This window comes from Acinetobacter sp. UBA1496, from assembly GCF_002324975.1.
GTDB lineage: Bacteria > Pseudomonadota > Gammaproteobacteria > Pseudomonadales > Moraxellaceae > Acinetobacter > Acinetobacter variabilis.
Genome location: NZ_DCRI01000054.1, coordinates 1 through 18,106, shown reverse-complemented (window position 1 = coordinate 18,106; position 18,106 = coordinate 1). Strand labels below are relative to the sequence as shown.

The window sequence follows — 18,106 nt, the reverse complement described above, 5'->3', positions numbered from 1 at the left end:
AAAAAATGAGGTGAACATTCGTGAATGTCACCTCATTGTGATGGTTTAAATTATGCCATGATTTTACGAGCTTGGCGCAGCATAAAATTCTTAAGGTCATCCAGGTAAGTGAAAATCACTGGAACAACCACCAAGGTGAGCAGGGTAGAGGTAATCACCCCACCGATCACGGCATGTGCCATAGGCGCACTTTGTTCTCCACCTTCACCTAAGCCCAGAGCGAGCGGCACCATTCCCATCACCATGGCACTGGTGGTCATCAGAATCGGACGTAAACGGGTTTTGCCAGCATTTAGAATCGCATCATACCGGGCTTCACCCCGATCCATGGCTTTCTTGATGAAGTCGATAAGCAGAATCGCATTTTTGGTTACCAGACCCATCAGCATAATAATCCCGATAATCGAAAACAGGTTCATGGTCGAATTAAACAGGAACAGCGCCAGGAATACACCAATTAATGACAAAGGTAATGAAGCCATAATGGCAGCAGGATGAATAAAGCTGTTGAACTGTGAACCCAGCACAATATAAATAAATACAATCGACAGAGTAATCGCAGTCAACGCATAACCAGCGGATTCTGCCATATCTGCATTGGCGCCTTGGGTATCAAAACTATAACCCGGTGGCATGTCGAAATTATCCTGAAGTCTGCTAATGTCAGTACCGATGTCACCTGCAGGGCGTCCAGAGGTATTTGCTTCAACCAGTACCTCACGCGCCAGATCACGACGATTAATCTGAGAAGCTCCCAGTTTTTCTTCAAAATTAGCAACGCTAGAAAGCGGGATCAAAATCGGCTGATTATTACCATCCATTTTAGATGAAGTGATATACATATTTTGCAGATCGCTCGGCAGGGTGCGCCGGTCTTCGGTCAGGCGTAAGTTAACATCATAAGTTTCACCTTTTTCATCCTGCCACGTGGTGACATCATCGCCGGCAATCAATGGGCGAACTACATTGGCAATTTGATTGACTGACAAACCAAGATCACTGGCCAGAACGCGATTGATCTGTACGCCTAAGGTCGGTTTTGGCTCTTTGAGGGATGTTTCCAGATCGACGATGCCATCAATTTTAGCCATCTCGACCATAAAGCGATCAGAAATCTTTTGTAGTTCATTCAAATCAGGGCCTTTGATTGAGATCATAATCGGCTTTTGACCACCCGATACGGTTTCATCCGCGGAAGCAACTGAGGTAATGGTAATGCCGCCCACAGATTGTAAACGTTGACGGAATTCATTATTGAGATCATTCAAGCTTTTCTCACGTTCAGTCCGCGGAGTTACAGTGACACGTAAGCTGATATGATTTTTACCGCGATCGGTCACACCATTAATTACGCCATAAGTTGCACGTACATCAGGATGCTGACGTACGATTTTATCGACCTGTTGCAGTTTGGCTTGTGAATATTCCAGTGAAGCATCGACTGGAGTTTCAAACTTGATCCGGATTTCACCCTTATCCGGGACAGGTACAAACTCGGTACCAATCAGTTTCGAGAGTGCTAAAGCGCCAAACAGAGATGCCACTGCAATCACAATGGTAATGAACCTAAAGCGTAAAGCTAGTTTCAATAGCTTTTCATAGACATGACTTAAATTGTCTAATTTGCCTGAAATCCAGTTAAAGAAGCGTTTGATTCGGCCCGGCTTTTTATTGGGATCTTTCTTCTTTTTTTCTGCCCAATGCGCAGATAGCATCGGATCTAGAGTAAAACTGACAAACATGGAAATCAGAACGGCGGTACTTACTGTCACACCGAACTGATAAAAGAAACGCCCAATAATTCCACCCATAAAGGCAACAGGCAAGAAGACCGCGACGATTGTCAATGTTGTTGCCAGAACAGCAAGACCAATTTCTTTGGTTCCATCCAGTGCAGCAGTGACATGGTATTTACCCATATCGGTATGCCGTACGATATTTTCCCGTACTACAATTGCATCATCAATCAGCAAACCGATACTTAAAGACAGGGCTAATAAGGTCATCATATTGATGCTGAAACCAAAAGCCCAGATAAAGGTCAAAGTTCCGAGCAAAGCGATCGGCAGAGTGAGGCCAGTAATGACCGTTGAGCGGAAAGAACCTAAAAATAATAGAACAATCAGCACAGCAAGAACCGCACCCTCAATAATGGTACGCGCAACATCACCAATGGTGCCGCGGATACTTTTTGAAGAATCCACCACAACTTTTAAGGTGGTTCCTTGTGGCAGTTGGGATTTGAGGCTTTCAAGGGTTTTGTAGGTAGTGTCTACAACTTCAATGACATTAGAATCAGAGCTACGCAGGATGTCAACTGCAACTGCAGCTTTACCATCCAGAAATGCACCAGTTTCAAGTTCTGCCTGGCTATCTTCAATTTCTGCGACCTGTTTCAGAAAGATCGGTGCACCATTTTTATTGGCAATCACCAAATCGCCAAAGGCGAGGGGATGTAGCACTTTGGAATTGATCTCAATCACCAGTTCCGAGTTGCCAGATTTTAATGTACCGCCCGGAACTTCGATATTTTCAGATTTCAGAGTATTAATGACGCTATCCACGCCAATGCCAAAAGCTTGCAGTTTCTGGGGTTCAACCTGAATGCGAATCTGGCGCTGTGCATCACCAAGCAAGTTGACTGTACCTACTCCCGGAACAGTCCGTAGTTGTGGAACAATACGCTGATCCAGATAAGAGCTCAGTGCCTTTAAATCCATATTGTCGGACTCAAATACGATCGACATGATTGCATTGGCAGTCGGATCATAACGCTCGACAACTGGTTCCTGAATTTCATCACGGAATTCGGCGGTGACTGAGGCAATTTTGTCACGGACATCCTGTGCCGCCATGGTAGAAGGAACTTCCAGATTGAATTCGGCCGTAATCATCGACAGGCCTTCACTGGATTGTGAAATTACCTGTTTTAAACCAGAAATAGTATTGATCTGATCTTCAAGTTTTTTGGTAATTTCCGATTCAACGGTTTCTGGAGAAGCGCCTGGATAGTTGGTATAAATCACCACAAAGGGAAAGTCGACATCCGGAAATTCTTCTACACCCATGCGCTGCCAGGAAGCTAGTCCAAGCACCATCAAACAGAACATCATCATAATGGTGAAGACGGGATACTTCACACTAATTCGGGTAAACCACATATTAATGATCCTGTCTGATTAGTTGGAACGCAGCGTCACTGGCTTGTTGAGATCTGCCTCGGTAAATGGAATGCGACTGACCTGATCACCTGTCTCCAGACCCTGGATCACTGCCGTATTCTGGTTATAGCGCTGTTCCAGAACCTGAACATTCACTTTAATAATTTTGTTCTGGCGAATAACCCAGGCATAAGGTTTATTCTGGATATCCTGAACGGTATCGAGGGGAATAATCTGACCAGAAATCTGTTGAGAACTCAGAATATTGCCTTCAACAAAAGAGCCAATACTTAAAGAGGGAATACTTTCATTCGGTCTGGCGAAGAATTCAATCTGCCGACTGGCCTGATCGGCAATTGGAGACACCCGGCTAATAGCAGCGGTATACGTATTTGGATTGCCCTGAATCTGATATTCAATTTTGCTGCCTAAACGCAGACTGGACTGCATCTCACTCGGGACACGGGCCTGAATTTCCAGTTGATTTGGATTTACGATTTCAAACAGGGTTTGTCCGATCGCCACGGTTTGACCGGGCTCAACCTGACGCTGAGTGATCACGCCACTAATCGGGCTAGTGATAATGCCATCACGATCGGCTTTTATGGCAATATCGACATTGGCTTGCTGTGCGCGGACATTTTCAACCTGGGCCTGATAGTCAACCTGGCTTTGCTCATATTCAACTTTAGAGATAAAGCCTTGGTCGAGCAGACGCTTTTTGCGCTGCATCATGTTGCGCGCCTGATTAGCCTGTGCCTGGGTAGATGCCAGATTGGCACGGGCCTGAGCCAGACGTGCAGCATTATCTTGATTATTTAAGCGGACCAGTACTTGACCTTTAGCTACATTGTCACCGATCTGAGCATTAACACTGGTGGCAGTGGCAGAAACCTGCGCCTGAATACTGCTTTGATTGACTGCGCGAATAGTACCGGTAAATGCTGATTTCTGGATAGAAGTGCCTGTTTTTACAGCAACCAGATCCTGAGGGATCAGTTCAATTGTTTTTGGACTTTCGGCTTGCGGTGTAGATTCATTTTTATTGCAGCCGCTTAGAAAAAGACTTAAGCAAAGTGCACTCATCATCAATACAGAGCGCGAAGAAGAGGTCTTTGAAATATGAAAATGCTGTGCAAATGGCATATTAATCCTTTTCACTTGTGGTCGTTTAAAGCAACAACAAGTTATTTGTGTTTATTCAAGCGCTTTTAAACGGGCAATAATTCTGTCGTATTCCGCTTCCATATTTCGATAGCGAGTTTGTAAAGATTGAATATTTTCTTTTTGAGAAATCAGGTTTTTCTGGTTGTTTTCAAGGTTGGCTTTTAAAGAGGCCGGGGGATTATTGCCTTTACGTAAATATTCACGTTCTTGGCGTACAAACATGACCCGGTCTTGCTGCAACTGTTTCATCTGCTCTTGCTGAAAGGCAATCTGTTTCTTCAGTTGGCTCAGACTTTCATTCTTTTTTTGTAGAGCAACATGGCTATTGGTATAGGCACGTTTCAGTTTTTGATCTTCTGCGATGCGCTGGGCTTGCTGGGCACGTTGCGGCGCCTGTTTAATATCTTTATCGACATTATAAGGACGTGCACGTTTAATGACCTGCATATTCTGGTCAAGTGCCTCATAGCCATAGCGGATATGGTTGGGGGTAACGTTAGTGCTGATATTGGCCACGCCTTTATTATCATAATAGCGATACCAGGTGGCTTTTGGTGGCTGGTTAGTTGAGGCATATGAAATGGTGACCTGAAGAAAAAGTGTCACTGCAAATATGAATTGGCCAGTCATTTTATTTTTATCAATGAAAGCAAGTTTTTCTGAAAACTGACTCATCATTGGCTCCCCAATTGAAAGTTGACTAAATTACTTATTTTAAAGTAATAATAATGCTATATTAGACTCAAATTCACGAATTAAAAACTACCGTCAGTCAAAAAAAAAGCAATGACAAAATAAAAATGTGAAATGGTTGATGAAATCCGCTATTTTTGCACACTTGTGTAGAAAATGTTCATTGATAATACAAGTGGATTTGTGTTAAAAATGTTTATCGATCGTAATAAAATAATCCTATGAGCCTTATGGCGCATCGTTTCTAAAATGGGAAGGGTCAAAATGGACGATAAATTCCAAAATCTAAAAGTTATGGTCATTGATGACTCAAAGACCATTCGTCGTACAGCAGAAACTCTTCTACAGCGCGAAGGATATGAAGTCGTGACTGCGGTAGATGGTTTTGAAGCTTTATCAAAAATCGCAGAAGCCAATCCGGATATCGTATTTGTAGATATTATGATGCCTCGTCTAGATGGTTATCAAACTTGTGCGTTGATTAAAAATTCTCAAAATTATCAGAATATTCCTGTGATTATGCTTTCGAGTAAAGATGGCTTATTTGATCAGGCCAAAGGTCGTGTTGTTGGTTCGGATGAATACTTGACTAAACCTTTCAGTAAAGATGAATTGCTTAATGCAATCCGTAACCATATTAGTGCTTAATAATTGATTTTTTAGGGGAATTGGCATGGCGCGTATCTTAATCGTAGATGACTCACCGACAGAAACATTCCGTTTTAGAGAGATTCTTTCTAAACATGGCTTTGAGGTGATTGAAGCATCCAATGGTGCAGATGGGGTAACCATGGCTCAGGCTGAGTTGCCAGATCTGGTATTGATGGATGTGGTCATGCCAGGCGTGAATGGCTTCCAGGCAACACGTCAAATCGCACGTGGTGCAACCACCAAGCATATTCCGATTGTGATTGTAAGTACCAAAGATCAGGCCACTGACCGCGTTTGGGGTAAACGTCAGGGTGCCGCAGATTATCTTACAAAACCGGTAGATGAAAAACAGTTGATTGAAGTGATTAAGCACCACCTCAACGCAGGATAAGCTCTATGGCAGCAAATGGATTTATCGAATTGCTTCGCATTGCGAAACGGGGAAATAAAAACTACGTTTCTAATGAAAATGAAGTCAACCGATGGTCAGGCATTGCTTTTGAGATGATGGGGCAATATTTTGTTGCCCCGCTGGGGGAAGTATCCGAAGTGATCTATCCTCCAAAATATACGCTAGTTCCTAATACTCAATCATGGGTGTTAGGATTGGCCAATATTCGGGGAAGGTTATTATCAGTTTCTGATTTGACTCAATATGTATCAGGACAGAGTAGCCAGTTTTCACCGACTCAAAAAGTATTATGTATTCACCATAATGACCAATATGTCGGTTTGGTCGTTGATCAAGTTTTGGGTATACAACATTTTAATAAGAAAAGTTTTTTTTCTAAAACTACTGAATTGGATAATAACTTACAAGAATACTGTCAGGGATTTTTCCACCAGCATAACCAGCAATGGCATGTGTTCTTATTCAGTCGTCTGTTGCAAAATCCAAAATTTATGAACGCATCTATAAAATTTATAAATTAAACGTCGCGCACGAAAGTAATAAAGACGTAAATCGGGGAGAGGCTGCATGGGCTTTAAACTTAAAAAGAAAAATACAGGTGAAGGTAGCCGCAAAAGTGGCAATACTTTTTTATCCAAGATTCAATCACAAACAGACCAGTTGTCACGTGTATTTGGTGATAGTGAAAAGTCTAAACCGTTTATTTATGGCGCAGCCGGCTGTCTGTTAGCGGCAACCATCACTTTATTGTATCTTTTCTACAGTGTGCCACGTGCTAACCAGCTGACACAAAGTCTGGGTGATTTACGTCTGCTTTCACAAACCATTTCTCGTCAGGCGACTGAAGCAACGGCTTCTGGTACACCTGAAGCGATGAAAAAACTGACAGATTCTCAAAAAGCTTTTGCGGAAAACCTTGAGACTGTAAAAAATATTCATTCCAATAATGAAGCACTGCAAGCAGTAGATAAACAGTGGGCAGAAGTGTCTTCTAGTATTGACCTGATTGCATCGCAACAAAAAATCATTAACCAGTTATATGACACCAACATCGCAATTGGTGAAGCCATCCCGGGGATTCAGGCTGAATATAACTTGATGGTCGACCAGATGGCGCGTCAAGACATGCCGTCTAACCAGGTGGTCATTGCGAAAAACCAGGTATTCATTGCGGAACGTATTTTACGTTCGATCAGCTTGGTATTGACTGGTAACGACGGTTCACGTGAATCAGCGGACGACTTCAGTGCCGATACCGAAACTTTCGGTTCATACTTAAATGCACAGTTAAACGGTTCTGCTGAACTGGGCGTACAACGTATTACTGATCCAAACCTGCGCGAGTCTCTGGAAGGCATCAAAGCGGAATATGATGATGTACTTGAATCAGCATCTGCGACAATCCTGAAAAACTCTGCGCAAATCGTAAAAGTACGTCAGGCATCTGCGTCAATTTTCTCGCAATTGGATGCCCTGCTCGATAACTTAAACAAACTGTCTGGTAACTCTGGTCTGAAAACAATCGTTCCAGCGGTACTGTTAATTCTGTTATTGATCGGCTTCCTACTGTGTGTATTCCGCCTGTTAACCCTACGTGGTGCATCGGATAAACAGCGTGTAACCCGTCTTCAAGAAGAATATGACCGTAACCAGAATGCGATTTTACGTTTACTAGACGAGATTGCCGACCTTGCGGATGGTGACTTGCGTTCATATGCAACAGTATCGGAAGACTTTACCGGTGCGATCGCCGACTCGATTAACTTCGCGATCGACCAGTTACGTGACTTGGTATCTCGTATTACCGAAACTTCTCAGGAAGTTGCGCAATATACAGCGACAACTCAAAGCATTACCAACCAGTTAGCTGAAGCATCTGAACACCAGGCACAAGAGATTGCGGGTGCATCTGCTGCGATTAACGAAATGGCAATGTCCATTGACCAGGTATCTGCCAACGCGGAAGAATCTGCAGTCGTTGCGGAACGTTCAGTACAAATTGCTGCAAATGGTGCAGACGTTGTACACCGTTCTATTGAAGGTATGGATACGATTCGTGAACAGATTCAGGAAACCTCTAAACGTATTAAACGTCTGGGTGAATCTTCACAAGAAATTGGTAACATCGTAGCCCTGATTAACGATATTGCCGACCAAACCAACATCTTGGCATTGAACGCAGCGATTCAGGCGTCGATGGCGGGTGAAGCTGGTCGTGGTTTCGCCGTGGTAGCGGATGAGGTCCAGCGTCTTGCGGAACGTTCTGCATCTGCAACTAAACAGATTGAAGGCCTGGTAAAAACCATTCAAACGGATACCAACGAAGCCGTAATTTCAATGGAACAAACCACAGCCGAAGTTGTACGTGGTGCGAACCTGTCTAAAGATGCCGGTGTGGCACTGGATGAGATTCAAACGGTATCGAATAACCTGGCAAAACTGATTGCGAACATTTCCGATGCTGCGAAACTTCAGTCTGCATCTGCGGGTCATATTGCGACCACGATGAATGTCGTACAGGAAATTACTTCACAAACTACGAGTGCAACCTTCGATACAGCACGTTCGGTATCTGAATTGGCGAACATGGCCGATGCATTACGTGAATCTGTATCTGACTTTAAACTACCAGAATAAAGTCAGCAAGTATGAGGGGAGTGTGCCTTAACCTAGGTTGAGGCACATTCAGAAATACAGATAAAGCCTCGACAAGATGGACTTGACTACATAAGGTTAGGTCTCGCGTGACGGTCACAATTAAGTTTGAGCGCCCTTCTTGGCGGCACAACGTAAAAAGCATTAGCTATGAAAGAAATATTAAAAAATTTAGTTGAAACGACAACGCTTCCTGAAGACAGTTATCTTGATCAAGATGCAGAAATTCTTGAAATTTTTGTCGAGGAAATCGAAGAGATTTTCGTTGAGTTAAATGCTTTATTTCCAGAATGGTTGAGTGATCCGGCTCATCAGGAAAACCTGAAAACCATTCGCCGCCATTTTCATACCCTGAAAGGTTCAGGTCGTATGGTGGGGGCTAAATCTGCGGGTGAAATTGCTTGGGCAGTGGAAGATACCTTAAACCGGGTACTTTCAGGTTCAATCCAGTTAACGCCTACGATTCAACAGTATGCCAAAGCTGTACTGAATATTTACCAGTTTACTTTATATCCAAAATTCAAACAGGTGCAGGAACTCGATGTTGACCTGCGTCCAGTCGTGCTTTTAGGTCAGCAATTACAACAACAAATGACACCTGAACCGGCTTTAGAAGAACTCTTGCAACTGGCAGACAGTCTGACTGCAGAAGGTCAGATCACAGGTCTTGAGCTAGGTGATTCAGTTGAAGACCAAGGTACAACTGCAGCAATAGAAACAAGCACAACAGAATTTGAGCTTGAAGAAGCTGATAGTGAAGATGCTGCACGCAGTGATGTAGAAGAAACCGTAGCAATCTTTATCGAGGAAGCCGAAGAGCATCTCGAAACAATTGCTAAGTTCTTGCGTAGCGAAAATGAAAAAGTGCAGGATTATAATGCATTGATTCGTGCTATTCATACTTTGCGCGGCAGTTCGTCCATGGCACAGATCGAAGAAATCTTCGAGGCCAGCTCTAAAGTAGAACATCTGTTTAAAACACTGCTTCAGGATGAAATTGCCTCCACTTCAAAAGAAACTGCTGCATTAATTCAGTATGCTGAATTTGTCAGCGACTATCTGCATTTATTACGTCAGGGTGATAGCAGCAAACTGGCAGCAGTGTATGCGAATTTTGAGCGTGTCTGGAATGATTATGGCTTCGCAGCCACTGAAACGGAAACAGTTGAAACCCAAGGTCTGGTGACCAAGCTGGTTGAACTGGAGATTGACCTGTTACTGGATGCCGAGTTTGAATTCGATAAACGCGCTAAAGTCGATTATCCAGAATATATTCAGGCTTTAAGCGAGCAGGCTGCCGAGCTGCTTGCACATACAGATAACCGTGCCGCACTGGGTATTCATGAGTTTACGACAGATTTAAAATCTGCCTATGATGCCTTACTAGAAAAACCGGTACTGCTGAACAGCGATTATGCCTATGAGCTGTTTGCCCAGGCACATCAGGAATTCATTCATTTATTCGATACCCTGGCAGCAGGCCAGCGTGTCATTTTAAATGATGATACGCAAAAAACTTTGAGTGAACTTGCTGCATTCGTACAGCAGGATCTGGAAATCTTTGCCGAAGACAATGTCCCTGCTGAGCAAGTATCAGAAGAAATTTCTATTCTTGAAGCTGCAACCACAGCCAGCATTGACTTTGCTGCTTTAAGCCAGCGTATTGCATCTGAACGCCAGTACATCGACAGCGCAGAAACTCAGCGTGATTTCGATGAGGATCTACTGAATATCTTCCTGGAAGAGGCGGATGAATTACTGGTAGGTATTGATGAAGATCTGAATACCTGGAGTAAAAAGCAGGATGATACGACTTCACTTAACAATCTGATGCGTCATTTGCACACCTTGAAGGGCGGTGCAAACATGATTACCGCTTCTCATATCGGTTCGATTTCGCACGAACTGGAAAGTATTTATGAGCGAATCATCCGTCAGCAGATTGCAGTAACGCCTGCTCTGATTCAAATCATTCGTCTGGTGCAAGATAACGTTTCTGACCGTATCCAGTCGATCCGTGATGAAGGTATCGATTATCCAGCGGTTGAAGCAATTTCGATTCTGCAAAATATTCAGGCATTGGTGGCTGGTCAAGCTGTTGTAGCTTCAGTAGAAACATCGATTCCTGTTGTCGAATTTGAATATGCAGAAGCTACTGCTGATTCCGAACAAACAGCGGATGAAGCATCGGAAGAGATTGCATCAAAAGACACAAATTTAGATTTAGAGCCAGCTCTAAACTTAGAAGATAAACAAGTTGAGCTTACTGAAACAGAAACTTTGACTGAGCCCGTTGAGGTTGTAGCAGAAGAACGTTCTGAAGAAGATGAACTGAAGTCGATTGTTGAAGAAACCTTCCTGGAAGAATCAGAAGAGATTCTCGACAATACCGAAAAACTGCTGAACCAATGGTTTGATCAACGTAGTGACCGTAGCTTATTGCTTCAATTACAACGTGCTGCCCACAGTATCAAGGGTGGTGCGCGCATGATTGAAAACGAACAGGTAGCCAGCATTGCGTATGAACTGGAAACCACATTCGAACAGTTTGCGGTATATCACTTTAACTCGAATGCTTATGATGGCTTGCTGCAAAAAACACTGGCCTGGTTAAGACAAGCTATCTTCCAGCGTGACTATAGCAATTTTGAACAGATCCAAAGCAGTCTGAAAAAGATTGCTTATGTGGATGTTACTGCGCAGCTGCCGGAACGTCTGGCTAAAACAGAAACGCTGGTCACTGAAAATAGCTTCGAGTTTGTCGAAGGTGATGGTACTGAGCCACCACGTATGATGGGTGAGTGGGTCGATACCGGTAATACCGATACCAGCCACGAGATGATCCGTATCTCTGCTGATCTGGTTGAGAAGATGATTGACCTGTCAGGTGAGAATGCGATTAACCGTTCGCGTATCGAGATGGACTTAGGCCAACTTGGCAATACCCTGAACGAGATGGAACTGGCAATCAAGCGTCTGGCGGATCAGTTGCGCCGAATGGAAGGCGAGCTGGAATCTCAAATTATTGCCAAACACGGTTCAGACAACTCGCGTTATGCAGACTTTGACCCGCTGGAAATGGACCAATATTCGTCACTGAACCAGTTGTCCAAGTCGCTTGCGGAATCTGCTTCGGACTTGGTTGACTTCAAGAGCACTCTATCTGACAAGATTCGTGAAACTGAAGGTTTGTTATTACAACAATCACGGATTCAGGCCGAGATTCAGGAAAGCCTGATGCGTACCCGTCTGGTACCGTTTGATCGGATGTTGCCACGTTTACAACGTATCGTACGTCAGACGTCTACGACCTTGAACCGTCCGGCAGAACTGATTGTTCAGAATAGTGAAGGTGAATTAGACCGTAATATTCTGGAGCGTCTGGTAACGCCATTCGAACATATGCTGCGTAATGCGATTGACCATGGTCTGGAAGATACAGCAGACCGTATTGCCTTGAACAAACTAGAAGTCGGTTCAATCCTGTTGAATATCAGCCGTCAAGGTACAGATGTTATCGTCTCATTTAGTGATGATGGTAAAGGTATCGATGCTGAGAAGATTCGTGAGAAAGCACTGAGCCAAGGCCTGATCAAAGAAGATCAGACCCTGGATTCGGAAGAGTTATTGCAATTCATTTTCCACCCGGGCTTCAGTACCGCTAAATCTGTAACCCAGATTTCAGGTCGTGGTGTCGGACTGGATGTAGTACAAAGCGAGATCAAGTCGCTGGGCGGTCACGTATCTGTCAGCTCTGAAGTAGGCAAAGGTACAACCTTCACCATTCGCGTACCGACGACTGTAGCAGTCAGTGATGCCTTGATGGTAAAAGTGGGCGATCAGCAATATGCCGTTTCTCTGGCACAAATCGACCGTATTGTACGTATTGCACCATCTACTCTGGAAACTTACTTCAACAGTAAAGACGATTTCTTCAAGATTGATGGCGTTAATTACAAATTGCGTTACCTGTCTGAATTCGTATCGAATCAGCCAATTCCACGTCTGAATAATGTGGTGCATTCATTGCCAGTATTGCTGATAAAAGGCAACAGTGGTCAAGCCATTGCCTTGTTAGTCGATCAACTTGTCGGTTCACGTGCACAGATCGTGGTGAAACCAATTGGCCACCAATTCGCCAATATTGGTGTAGTGACCGGTGCGACGATTCTTGGTGATGGTCAGGTCTGTCTGATTCTGGATGGTCAGAATATTGCCCGTCAGATCCATGGTACACAGCGTGTGAAACACATGCAGGATCAACGTGATGGTTCACGTTCTGGCAGTGCTCGCCGTCTGGTGATGATCGTGGATGACTCGGTGACTGTTCGTAAGGTGACCTCGCGTCTGCTTGAGCGTCAGGGCTATGATATTGTCACCGCCAAAGATGGGGTGGATGCGATTGAGCAGCTTGAAAATGTCCGTCCGGATCTGATGTTGCTGGATATTGAAATGCCGCGTATGGACGGTTTCGAGGTTACGAACCTGGTTCGTCACCACGATATTCACCGTGACCTGCCAATCATCATGATTACTTCGCGTACCGGTGAGAAACACCGTGAACGTGCCTTCAGTCTGGGCGTAACCCACTACATGGGTAAACCGTTCCAGGAAGCTGAATTACTGGCGAACATTCAACAGTTAATTGCTGAAAAACAGGGGTCATAAATGAGTCAGAATACGACTAATGCCAAAATGGCTGATCAGATTAGCCAGCAGGAACTTCAGCATTTAATTACGGTATCTACCGGATTTATTGATGCTTATATCATTGACTGTTACGGCAAAGATCCAATGCTGTTACCGCAAAATATTGTCCTGTCTGCGCTGGATAGTGATACCCAGGTTAAAGTGGTTGAATGGCATGATGCGCAATTACCGGTTTATGCAGTTAATGATCCAACACGTAAAAGTGGTGTGGCGCTGGTGATTGAAGGAGATGAGGTGCATCAGCGTTTTGCCCTGATGTGCAATGAAATGCCGAAAACCATTCGTCTGCGTATTTCTGAAGTGGTTGATGCCGATCAGCAAGTGACTGACCCAGCAGTATTCCAGTATGTGCGTATGGGGGATCAGTTATTTCACATTCCGCAAATGAGCCATATCCAGTCTTCAATCGGTCTATAATTCTTTTGAATGTATAAAAAAAGGAACTCATAAGAGTTCCTTTTTTTACATCTGGTGATTAATTGGCTAACAGGTTCACCAGAATCTGCTCATAAATTTCAGCCAGTGGTTCAAGATCCGCAATATCGACATGCTCATTAATCTGATGGATCGTGGCATTCAGTACACCGAGTTCCAGCACCTGTGCACCGGTAGGTGCAATAAAGCGACCATCTGAGGTACCGCCTGAAGTTGATAATTCAGTTTCAGTACCAGTCACAGTTAAAATGGCATCTTTAGCGGCATTCACCAGTTCACCTACTGGTGTCAGAAAGGGCAGGCCAGATAAAGTCCATGAAATCTCATAATCCACACCATGACGATCCAGAATTTCCAGCATACGTGCTTTTAGTTCTTCAGCAGTCACTTCAGTTGAATAACGCCAGTTGCACAGCAGATTCATGGTGCCCGGAACAACGTTGGTTGCACCGGTACCGGCATTGATATTTGAGATCTGGAAAGACGTCGCAGGGAAGTATTCATTGCCATTATCCCAGACTGTTTCGCACAGTTCCGCAATGGCTTTAGATGCTGTATGAATTGGATTCACAGCAAGATGCGGATAAGCCACATGACCTTGTTTGCCTTTGACAGTCAGGTTGGCATTCAATGAACCACGACGGCCATTTTTGACAATATCACCCAGTTTGTCGGTACTTGATGGTTCACCTACCAGACACCAGGTAATTTTCTCGTTACGGGCTTCCAGAGTTTCAATCACTTTTACCGTACCATTGATCGATGGACCTTCTTCATCTGAAGTGATCAAATAGGCAATTGAGCCTTTATGATTCGGATATTTTTCGACAAAACGTTCAGTGGCTACAACCATCGCAGCCAAAGCGGTTTTCATGTCGGCGCTACCACGGCCATAAAGCTTGCCATCACGAATTTCTGGCGCAAAAGGATCAGAGTTCCAGGCATCCAGGTTGCCGGTTGGCACAACATCGGTATGGCCAGCAAAACAGAAAACCGGGCCTTCAGTACCTTTACGCGCCCAAATATTATCAACATCTTCAAAGCGCATTGATTCAATATTGAAACCCACCTTCTTCAAACGTTCTGCCATGATATTCTGGCAGTCATGATCAATAGGGGTCACAGAAGGCTGACGTAATAATTGCAGGCTTAAATCAAGAGTCGCGGAAGATGTCATATGGTGAATTCATAAGTCGATAAATTTGTCGGCTCTATGATAGGCGAATATGGCCTGTAATGTGAATGTTCCACATAAAAAAACCCTATCTGAGATAGGGTTTGTGGAGAAGCTAGAAAGAGTTTAGTTTTGACGAATTTCTTCAGAAGTTTTTTCTGCAGTGCCTGTTACAGCTTCGCCTGCTTTAGAAACGTCTTTACCCACACCTTTTACAGTGTTACAGCCAGTTAAAACAAAAGCCATTACCAATGAAGCAGCAAGAATTTTTTTCATCATCATCTCCGTATTATCGATAATAAAATTATTATGATGTGGAACTAAGATTAGAAAATATACGACATAAAAAATATGTGGTTTTCATAGTGCTTCGGTTAATAAATGTAATGTTTTAAAAGGGTTTATGCACAGGAAAGGGTAGTAGAAGCGGGCTGCGATACATATAAAAATCCTCTTGATCAGCCTTTTTATAAAGTCCATTTGTCCACCAATAGGGACTTGAACTACTGATCTGAGCATTAGGATAAATCCACTCATGACGCTGCAAACGATAGAAATTAGCCGCTGGGTCGGGAATCTGCTGGCCCCATAAGCCTATGCGACGTTGGGTATTGACCCAGCCAGGTAATGTCTGATCTGCCCGATGCACTGGAAGATAAAGCTGGCCTTTTAACATGCAGAAACGCTGCTCAATCTGCTGATCCAGAGCCTCATCAAACTGAAATTGTTTCTGGGTAAAATGCTTCATTTTACGGATCAAAGTATCGGTACGGTTCAGGCCATACCAGTTTGGCAGGCTAAAATCGGCTTCTGCGAGGTAGTATTTCAGCGCCACTTCCCAGTGTTCAGTCTGGCCTGTCTTTATATTGAGTAACAGAAAATCCAGTTCACCTAGCGTTTTAGCACCGTCAATTTTCTGAATGCTATGGCCTAAAAGTTTATAAGGGTGATAAGCATCATCTAGCAGCCAGAACCAGACCAGCATTTCAAAACGTAGACCCAACCGGGTGCTTTTAAGCTGCTGCACGAATTGCTCCAGCTCTTCTGGATGCTGATCCAGATATTTCAGACGTGGATGATAATTTTGCAGGTGATGTTGCCAAGTCTCAGAATCATGTAATTCGAAAGCATGGACGACTTCAAGTTCGGCTGGAATTTGAGACAGAAGGTTTGGACTGCCAACAGCAAAGGCCAGTTGCCGTACCAAAGGATGCTGATAATATTGCCATACTTCTACAAGATTGTGATTTAGACTGGAAAAGGGCATAGCACATCCTGTGAAAAGTGCACAAATACAACGGACAGATTTTAAAAACACTTTATACTACCCCTAATTTTGTGGGTAGGATCGATTTATGAAAATATTGTTTTGGCGAAGCCTGGTCGTACTGTTTGTCGTACTGGGTTTTATCGGCGCAATCTTGCCCGGCATGCCAACTACAGTATTTTTAATTCTGGCAGCTTGGGCGGCATCCAAAGGCTGGCCACAGATGGATGCATGGCTGCTAAATCATCCAAAATATGGCCCGACTTTAAGAGCTTGGCGTGCTAACGGCACTGTGCCACGCAAGGCCAAATGGCTGGCCAGTATCATGATGTTCATCAGTGGTATTATCATGTTATTTACGACAGCACCGTTGGCAGTTAAAATCTTTACTGATGTGACCATGCTGATTGTGGCGATCTGGTTATGGCGTCGGCCTGAACCGGTTCAGGACATAATCCATCCAGAACACATAGCCACAAAGAAAGTAGAACTAGAAATCATCAAGACAGAGAAAGAGAAGTCATGAGCCATTTGCAGCTGGATCAGGCAGAAATCCTGATTGATCTCGCCCAACAAAAACTATATTTGCCAAAATATAATAAGCAGTACCTGATTTCTACGGGTAAGAATGGTATTGGTGAAACAGAAAATAGTGGCAAGACGCCTCGTGGCTGGCATAAAGTCGCTGAAAATTTTGGCCAGCAAGCACCATTAAACAGTGTGTTTATTGCCCGTCAAGCAACTGGTGAAATTTATAATGCAGAACTGGCACAGCAGTTCCCGCAGCGAGACTGGATTCTTAGCCGGATTTTATGGCTAAGTGGGCTTGAAGAAGGCTTCAACCAGGGCGAAGGTTGTGATACTTACCGACGTTATATCTATATTCATGGTACGCCTGATTCTGAGCCGATGGGTATTCCAATGTCCCATGGCTGTATCCGCATGCGGAATACGGATGTGGCCGAGCTGTTTGAACTGGTGAGCGAAGATGCGCTGGTCTATATTTCAGAACAGCCTCTGAATCTGACTGTTTAAATGACCTAAGAAGATTTGTAATAGATTTAAAATTAATTGAAATATCTTCTATTTAAATAAGGGAAAGTAGATGAGGTCATCCATCATCTATGTACTCTACTTTTATAGAAAAATAGACTTAGAAACATGATTTATAGCCCTCCAATAAAAGTCATCGATTTGTTTTTATAGGGCTGCAAGCTTTTAAAATAAAGATTACAGGATCACAACGTTGCGATGAGTTAGGCTTTGTATAATCTTTCAGCAATACTGAAGTTTGTTGCATGTTCAGGTCTCAATTTTCATGAGTAAAACCGTAAAAATCCGGCTTTTAGTTTTAGAGAGTATTCTTAAAAAATCGGTAGAGACTTAAAAAATAAACAAAAAGTGTTGTTTTTTTTAACAATCAACCTATTTTTTAATCACTCACACCGAAAAAGCAGAAAACAGTCAGAAAAGCGTTTGACAGTCTGTGAAGATTCTCTATAATGCACCTCATCAAGCGATGAAGTCGATTTGAAAGGGCGCTTAGCTCAGTTGGTAGAGCGTCTGCCTTACAAGCAGAATGTCGGCGGTTCGATCCCGTCAGCGCCCACCAAGCTTCTTTCAAAGTTGAGACACTTATAGTGCAGCGGTAGTTCAGTTGGTTAGAATACCGGCCTGTCACGCCGGGGGTCGCGGGTTCGAGTCCCGTCCGCTGCGCCACTTTAAGTTCTTGATGAATCGTTTGCCACAATAGCGACATTGTGTAAGTGCAGCGGTAGTTC

General features: G+C 43.7%; 14 protein-coding genes and 2 tRNA genes. 10 read left to right on the top strand and 6 right to left on the bottom strand.

The window, feature by feature from the left end:
* Window positions 1–50: 50 nt before the first annotated feature.
* From B3143_RS06200 to B3143_RS06190, 3 genes are read right to left on the bottom strand one after another with little or no spacing between them, the layout of a single operon-like run.
* Window positions 51–3,161: an efflux RND transporter permease subunit gene (locus tag B3143_RS06200; RefSeq protein WP_286739857.1), complete on the bottom strand. Its 3,111-nt coding sequence runs from the start codon at window positions 3,159–3,161 to the stop codon at window positions 51–53.
* Between the two features lie 18 nt (window positions 3,162–3,179).
* Window positions 3,180–4,307 carry an efflux RND transporter periplasmic adaptor subunit gene (locus tag B3143_RS06195; protein WP_286716299.1) on the bottom strand — a complete coding sequence of 376 codons (1,128 nt, stop codon included), beginning with the start codon at window positions 4,305–4,307 and terminating at the stop codon, window positions 3,180–3,182.
* Window positions 4,308–4,358: 51 nt separating this feature from the next.
* Window positions 4,359–5,003: a hypothetical protein gene (locus tag B3143_RS06190; protein WP_034170199.1), complete on the bottom strand. Its 645-nt coding sequence runs from the start codon at window positions 5,001–5,003 to the stop codon at window positions 4,359–4,361.
* A gap of 282 nt (window positions 5,004–5,285) precedes the next feature.
* Between B3143_RS06190 and pilG the strand changes: the two genes are divergently transcribed.
* From pilG to B3143_RS06160, 6 genes are all read left to right on the top strand, one after another.
* Window positions 5,286–5,669: a twitching motility response regulator PilG gene (gene pilG / locus B3143_RS06185; protein ID WP_004784987.1), complete on the top strand. Its 384-nt coding sequence runs from the start codon at window positions 5,286–5,288 to the stop codon at window positions 5,667–5,669.
* A 25-nt stretch (window positions 5,670–5,694) separates the two neighbouring features.
* Window positions 5,695–6,063: a response regulator gene (locus B3143_RS06180; protein WP_004784985.1), complete on the top strand. Its 369-nt coding sequence runs from the start codon at window positions 5,695–5,697 to the stop codon at window positions 6,061–6,063.
* 5 nt (window positions 6,064–6,068) lie between these two features.
* A complete protein-coding gene (locus B3143_RS06175; protein WP_004784984.1) occupies window positions 6,069–6,605 on the top strand; it encodes a chemotaxis protein CheW in 537 nt (178 codons plus the stop codon).
* A gap of 46 nt (window positions 6,606–6,651) precedes the next feature.
* Window positions 6,652–8,721 (top strand): methyl-accepting chemotaxis protein, encoded by a 2,070-nt coding sequence (locus B3143_RS06170; RefSeq protein ID WP_286739855.1) that lies wholly within the window; start codon window positions 6,652–6,654, stop codon window positions 8,719–8,721.
* Window positions 8,722–8,889: 168 nt separating this feature from the next.
* Window positions 8,890–13,407, top strand: coding sequence for an Hpt domain-containing protein (locus B3143_RS06165; protein WP_034701965.1), 4,518 nt, complete (start codon window positions 8,890–8,892; stop codon window positions 13,405–13,407).
* Window positions 13,408–13,866: a hypothetical protein gene (locus tag B3143_RS06160; protein WP_034701963.1), complete on the top strand. Its 459-nt coding sequence runs from the start codon at window positions 13,408–13,410 to the stop codon at window positions 13,864–13,866.
* A 58-nt stretch (window positions 13,867–13,924) separates the two neighbouring features.
* Here the strand turns inward: B3143_RS06160 and dapE are convergent, their stop codons facing one another.
* From dapE to B3143_RS06145, 3 genes are all read right to left on the bottom strand, one after another.
* The gene (dapE, locus tag B3143_RS06155) at window positions 13,925–15,061 is read right to left on the bottom strand and encodes a succinyl-diaminopimelate desuccinylase (protein WP_034701961.1); all 1,137 of its coding nucleotides are present in this window, start codon (window positions 15,059–15,061) and stop codon (window positions 13,925–13,927) included.
* A gap of 123 nt (window positions 15,062–15,184) precedes the next feature.
* Entirely contained in the window at window positions 15,185–15,334 is a 150-nt protein-coding gene (locus B3143_RS06150) for an entericidin A/B family lipoprotein (RefSeq protein WP_004784975.1), read from the bottom strand.
* 115 nt (window positions 15,335–15,449) lie between these two features.
* Window positions 15,450–16,325, bottom strand: coding sequence for a DUF1853 family protein (locus tag B3143_RS06145; RefSeq protein ID WP_286739852.1), 876 nt, complete (start codon window positions 16,323–16,325; stop codon window positions 15,450–15,452).
* Window positions 16,326–16,413: 88 nt separating this feature from the next.
* Here B3143_RS06145 and B3143_RS06140 point away from each other — a divergent pair, with 88 nt between their 5' ends.
* The 4 genes from B3143_RS06140 to B3143_RS06125 all read left to right on the top strand — a co-directional run bounded on the left by B3143_RS06140 (window position 16,414) and on the right by B3143_RS06125 (window position 18,044).
* Window positions 16,414–16,851 (top strand): YbaN family protein, encoded by a 438-nt coding sequence (locus B3143_RS06140; protein ID WP_034701955.1) that lies wholly within the window; start codon window positions 16,414–16,416, stop codon window positions 16,849–16,851.
* A complete protein-coding gene (elsL, locus tag B3143_RS06135; protein WP_286739850.1) occupies window positions 16,848–17,360 on the top strand; it encodes a cell wall-recycling L,D-carboxypeptidase ElsL in 513 nt (170 codons plus the stop codon). Before B3143_RS06140 ends, elsL begins: the two co-directional genes overlap by 4 nt.
* A 501-nt stretch (window positions 17,361–17,861) precedes the next feature.
* Window positions 17,862–17,937: transfer RNA gene (locus B3143_RS06130), tRNA-Val, on the top strand.
* Between the two features lie 30 nt (window positions 17,938–17,967).
* Window positions 17,968–18,044, top strand: a tRNA-Asp gene (locus B3143_RS06125).
* Window positions 18,045–18,106 lie beyond the last annotated feature (62 nt).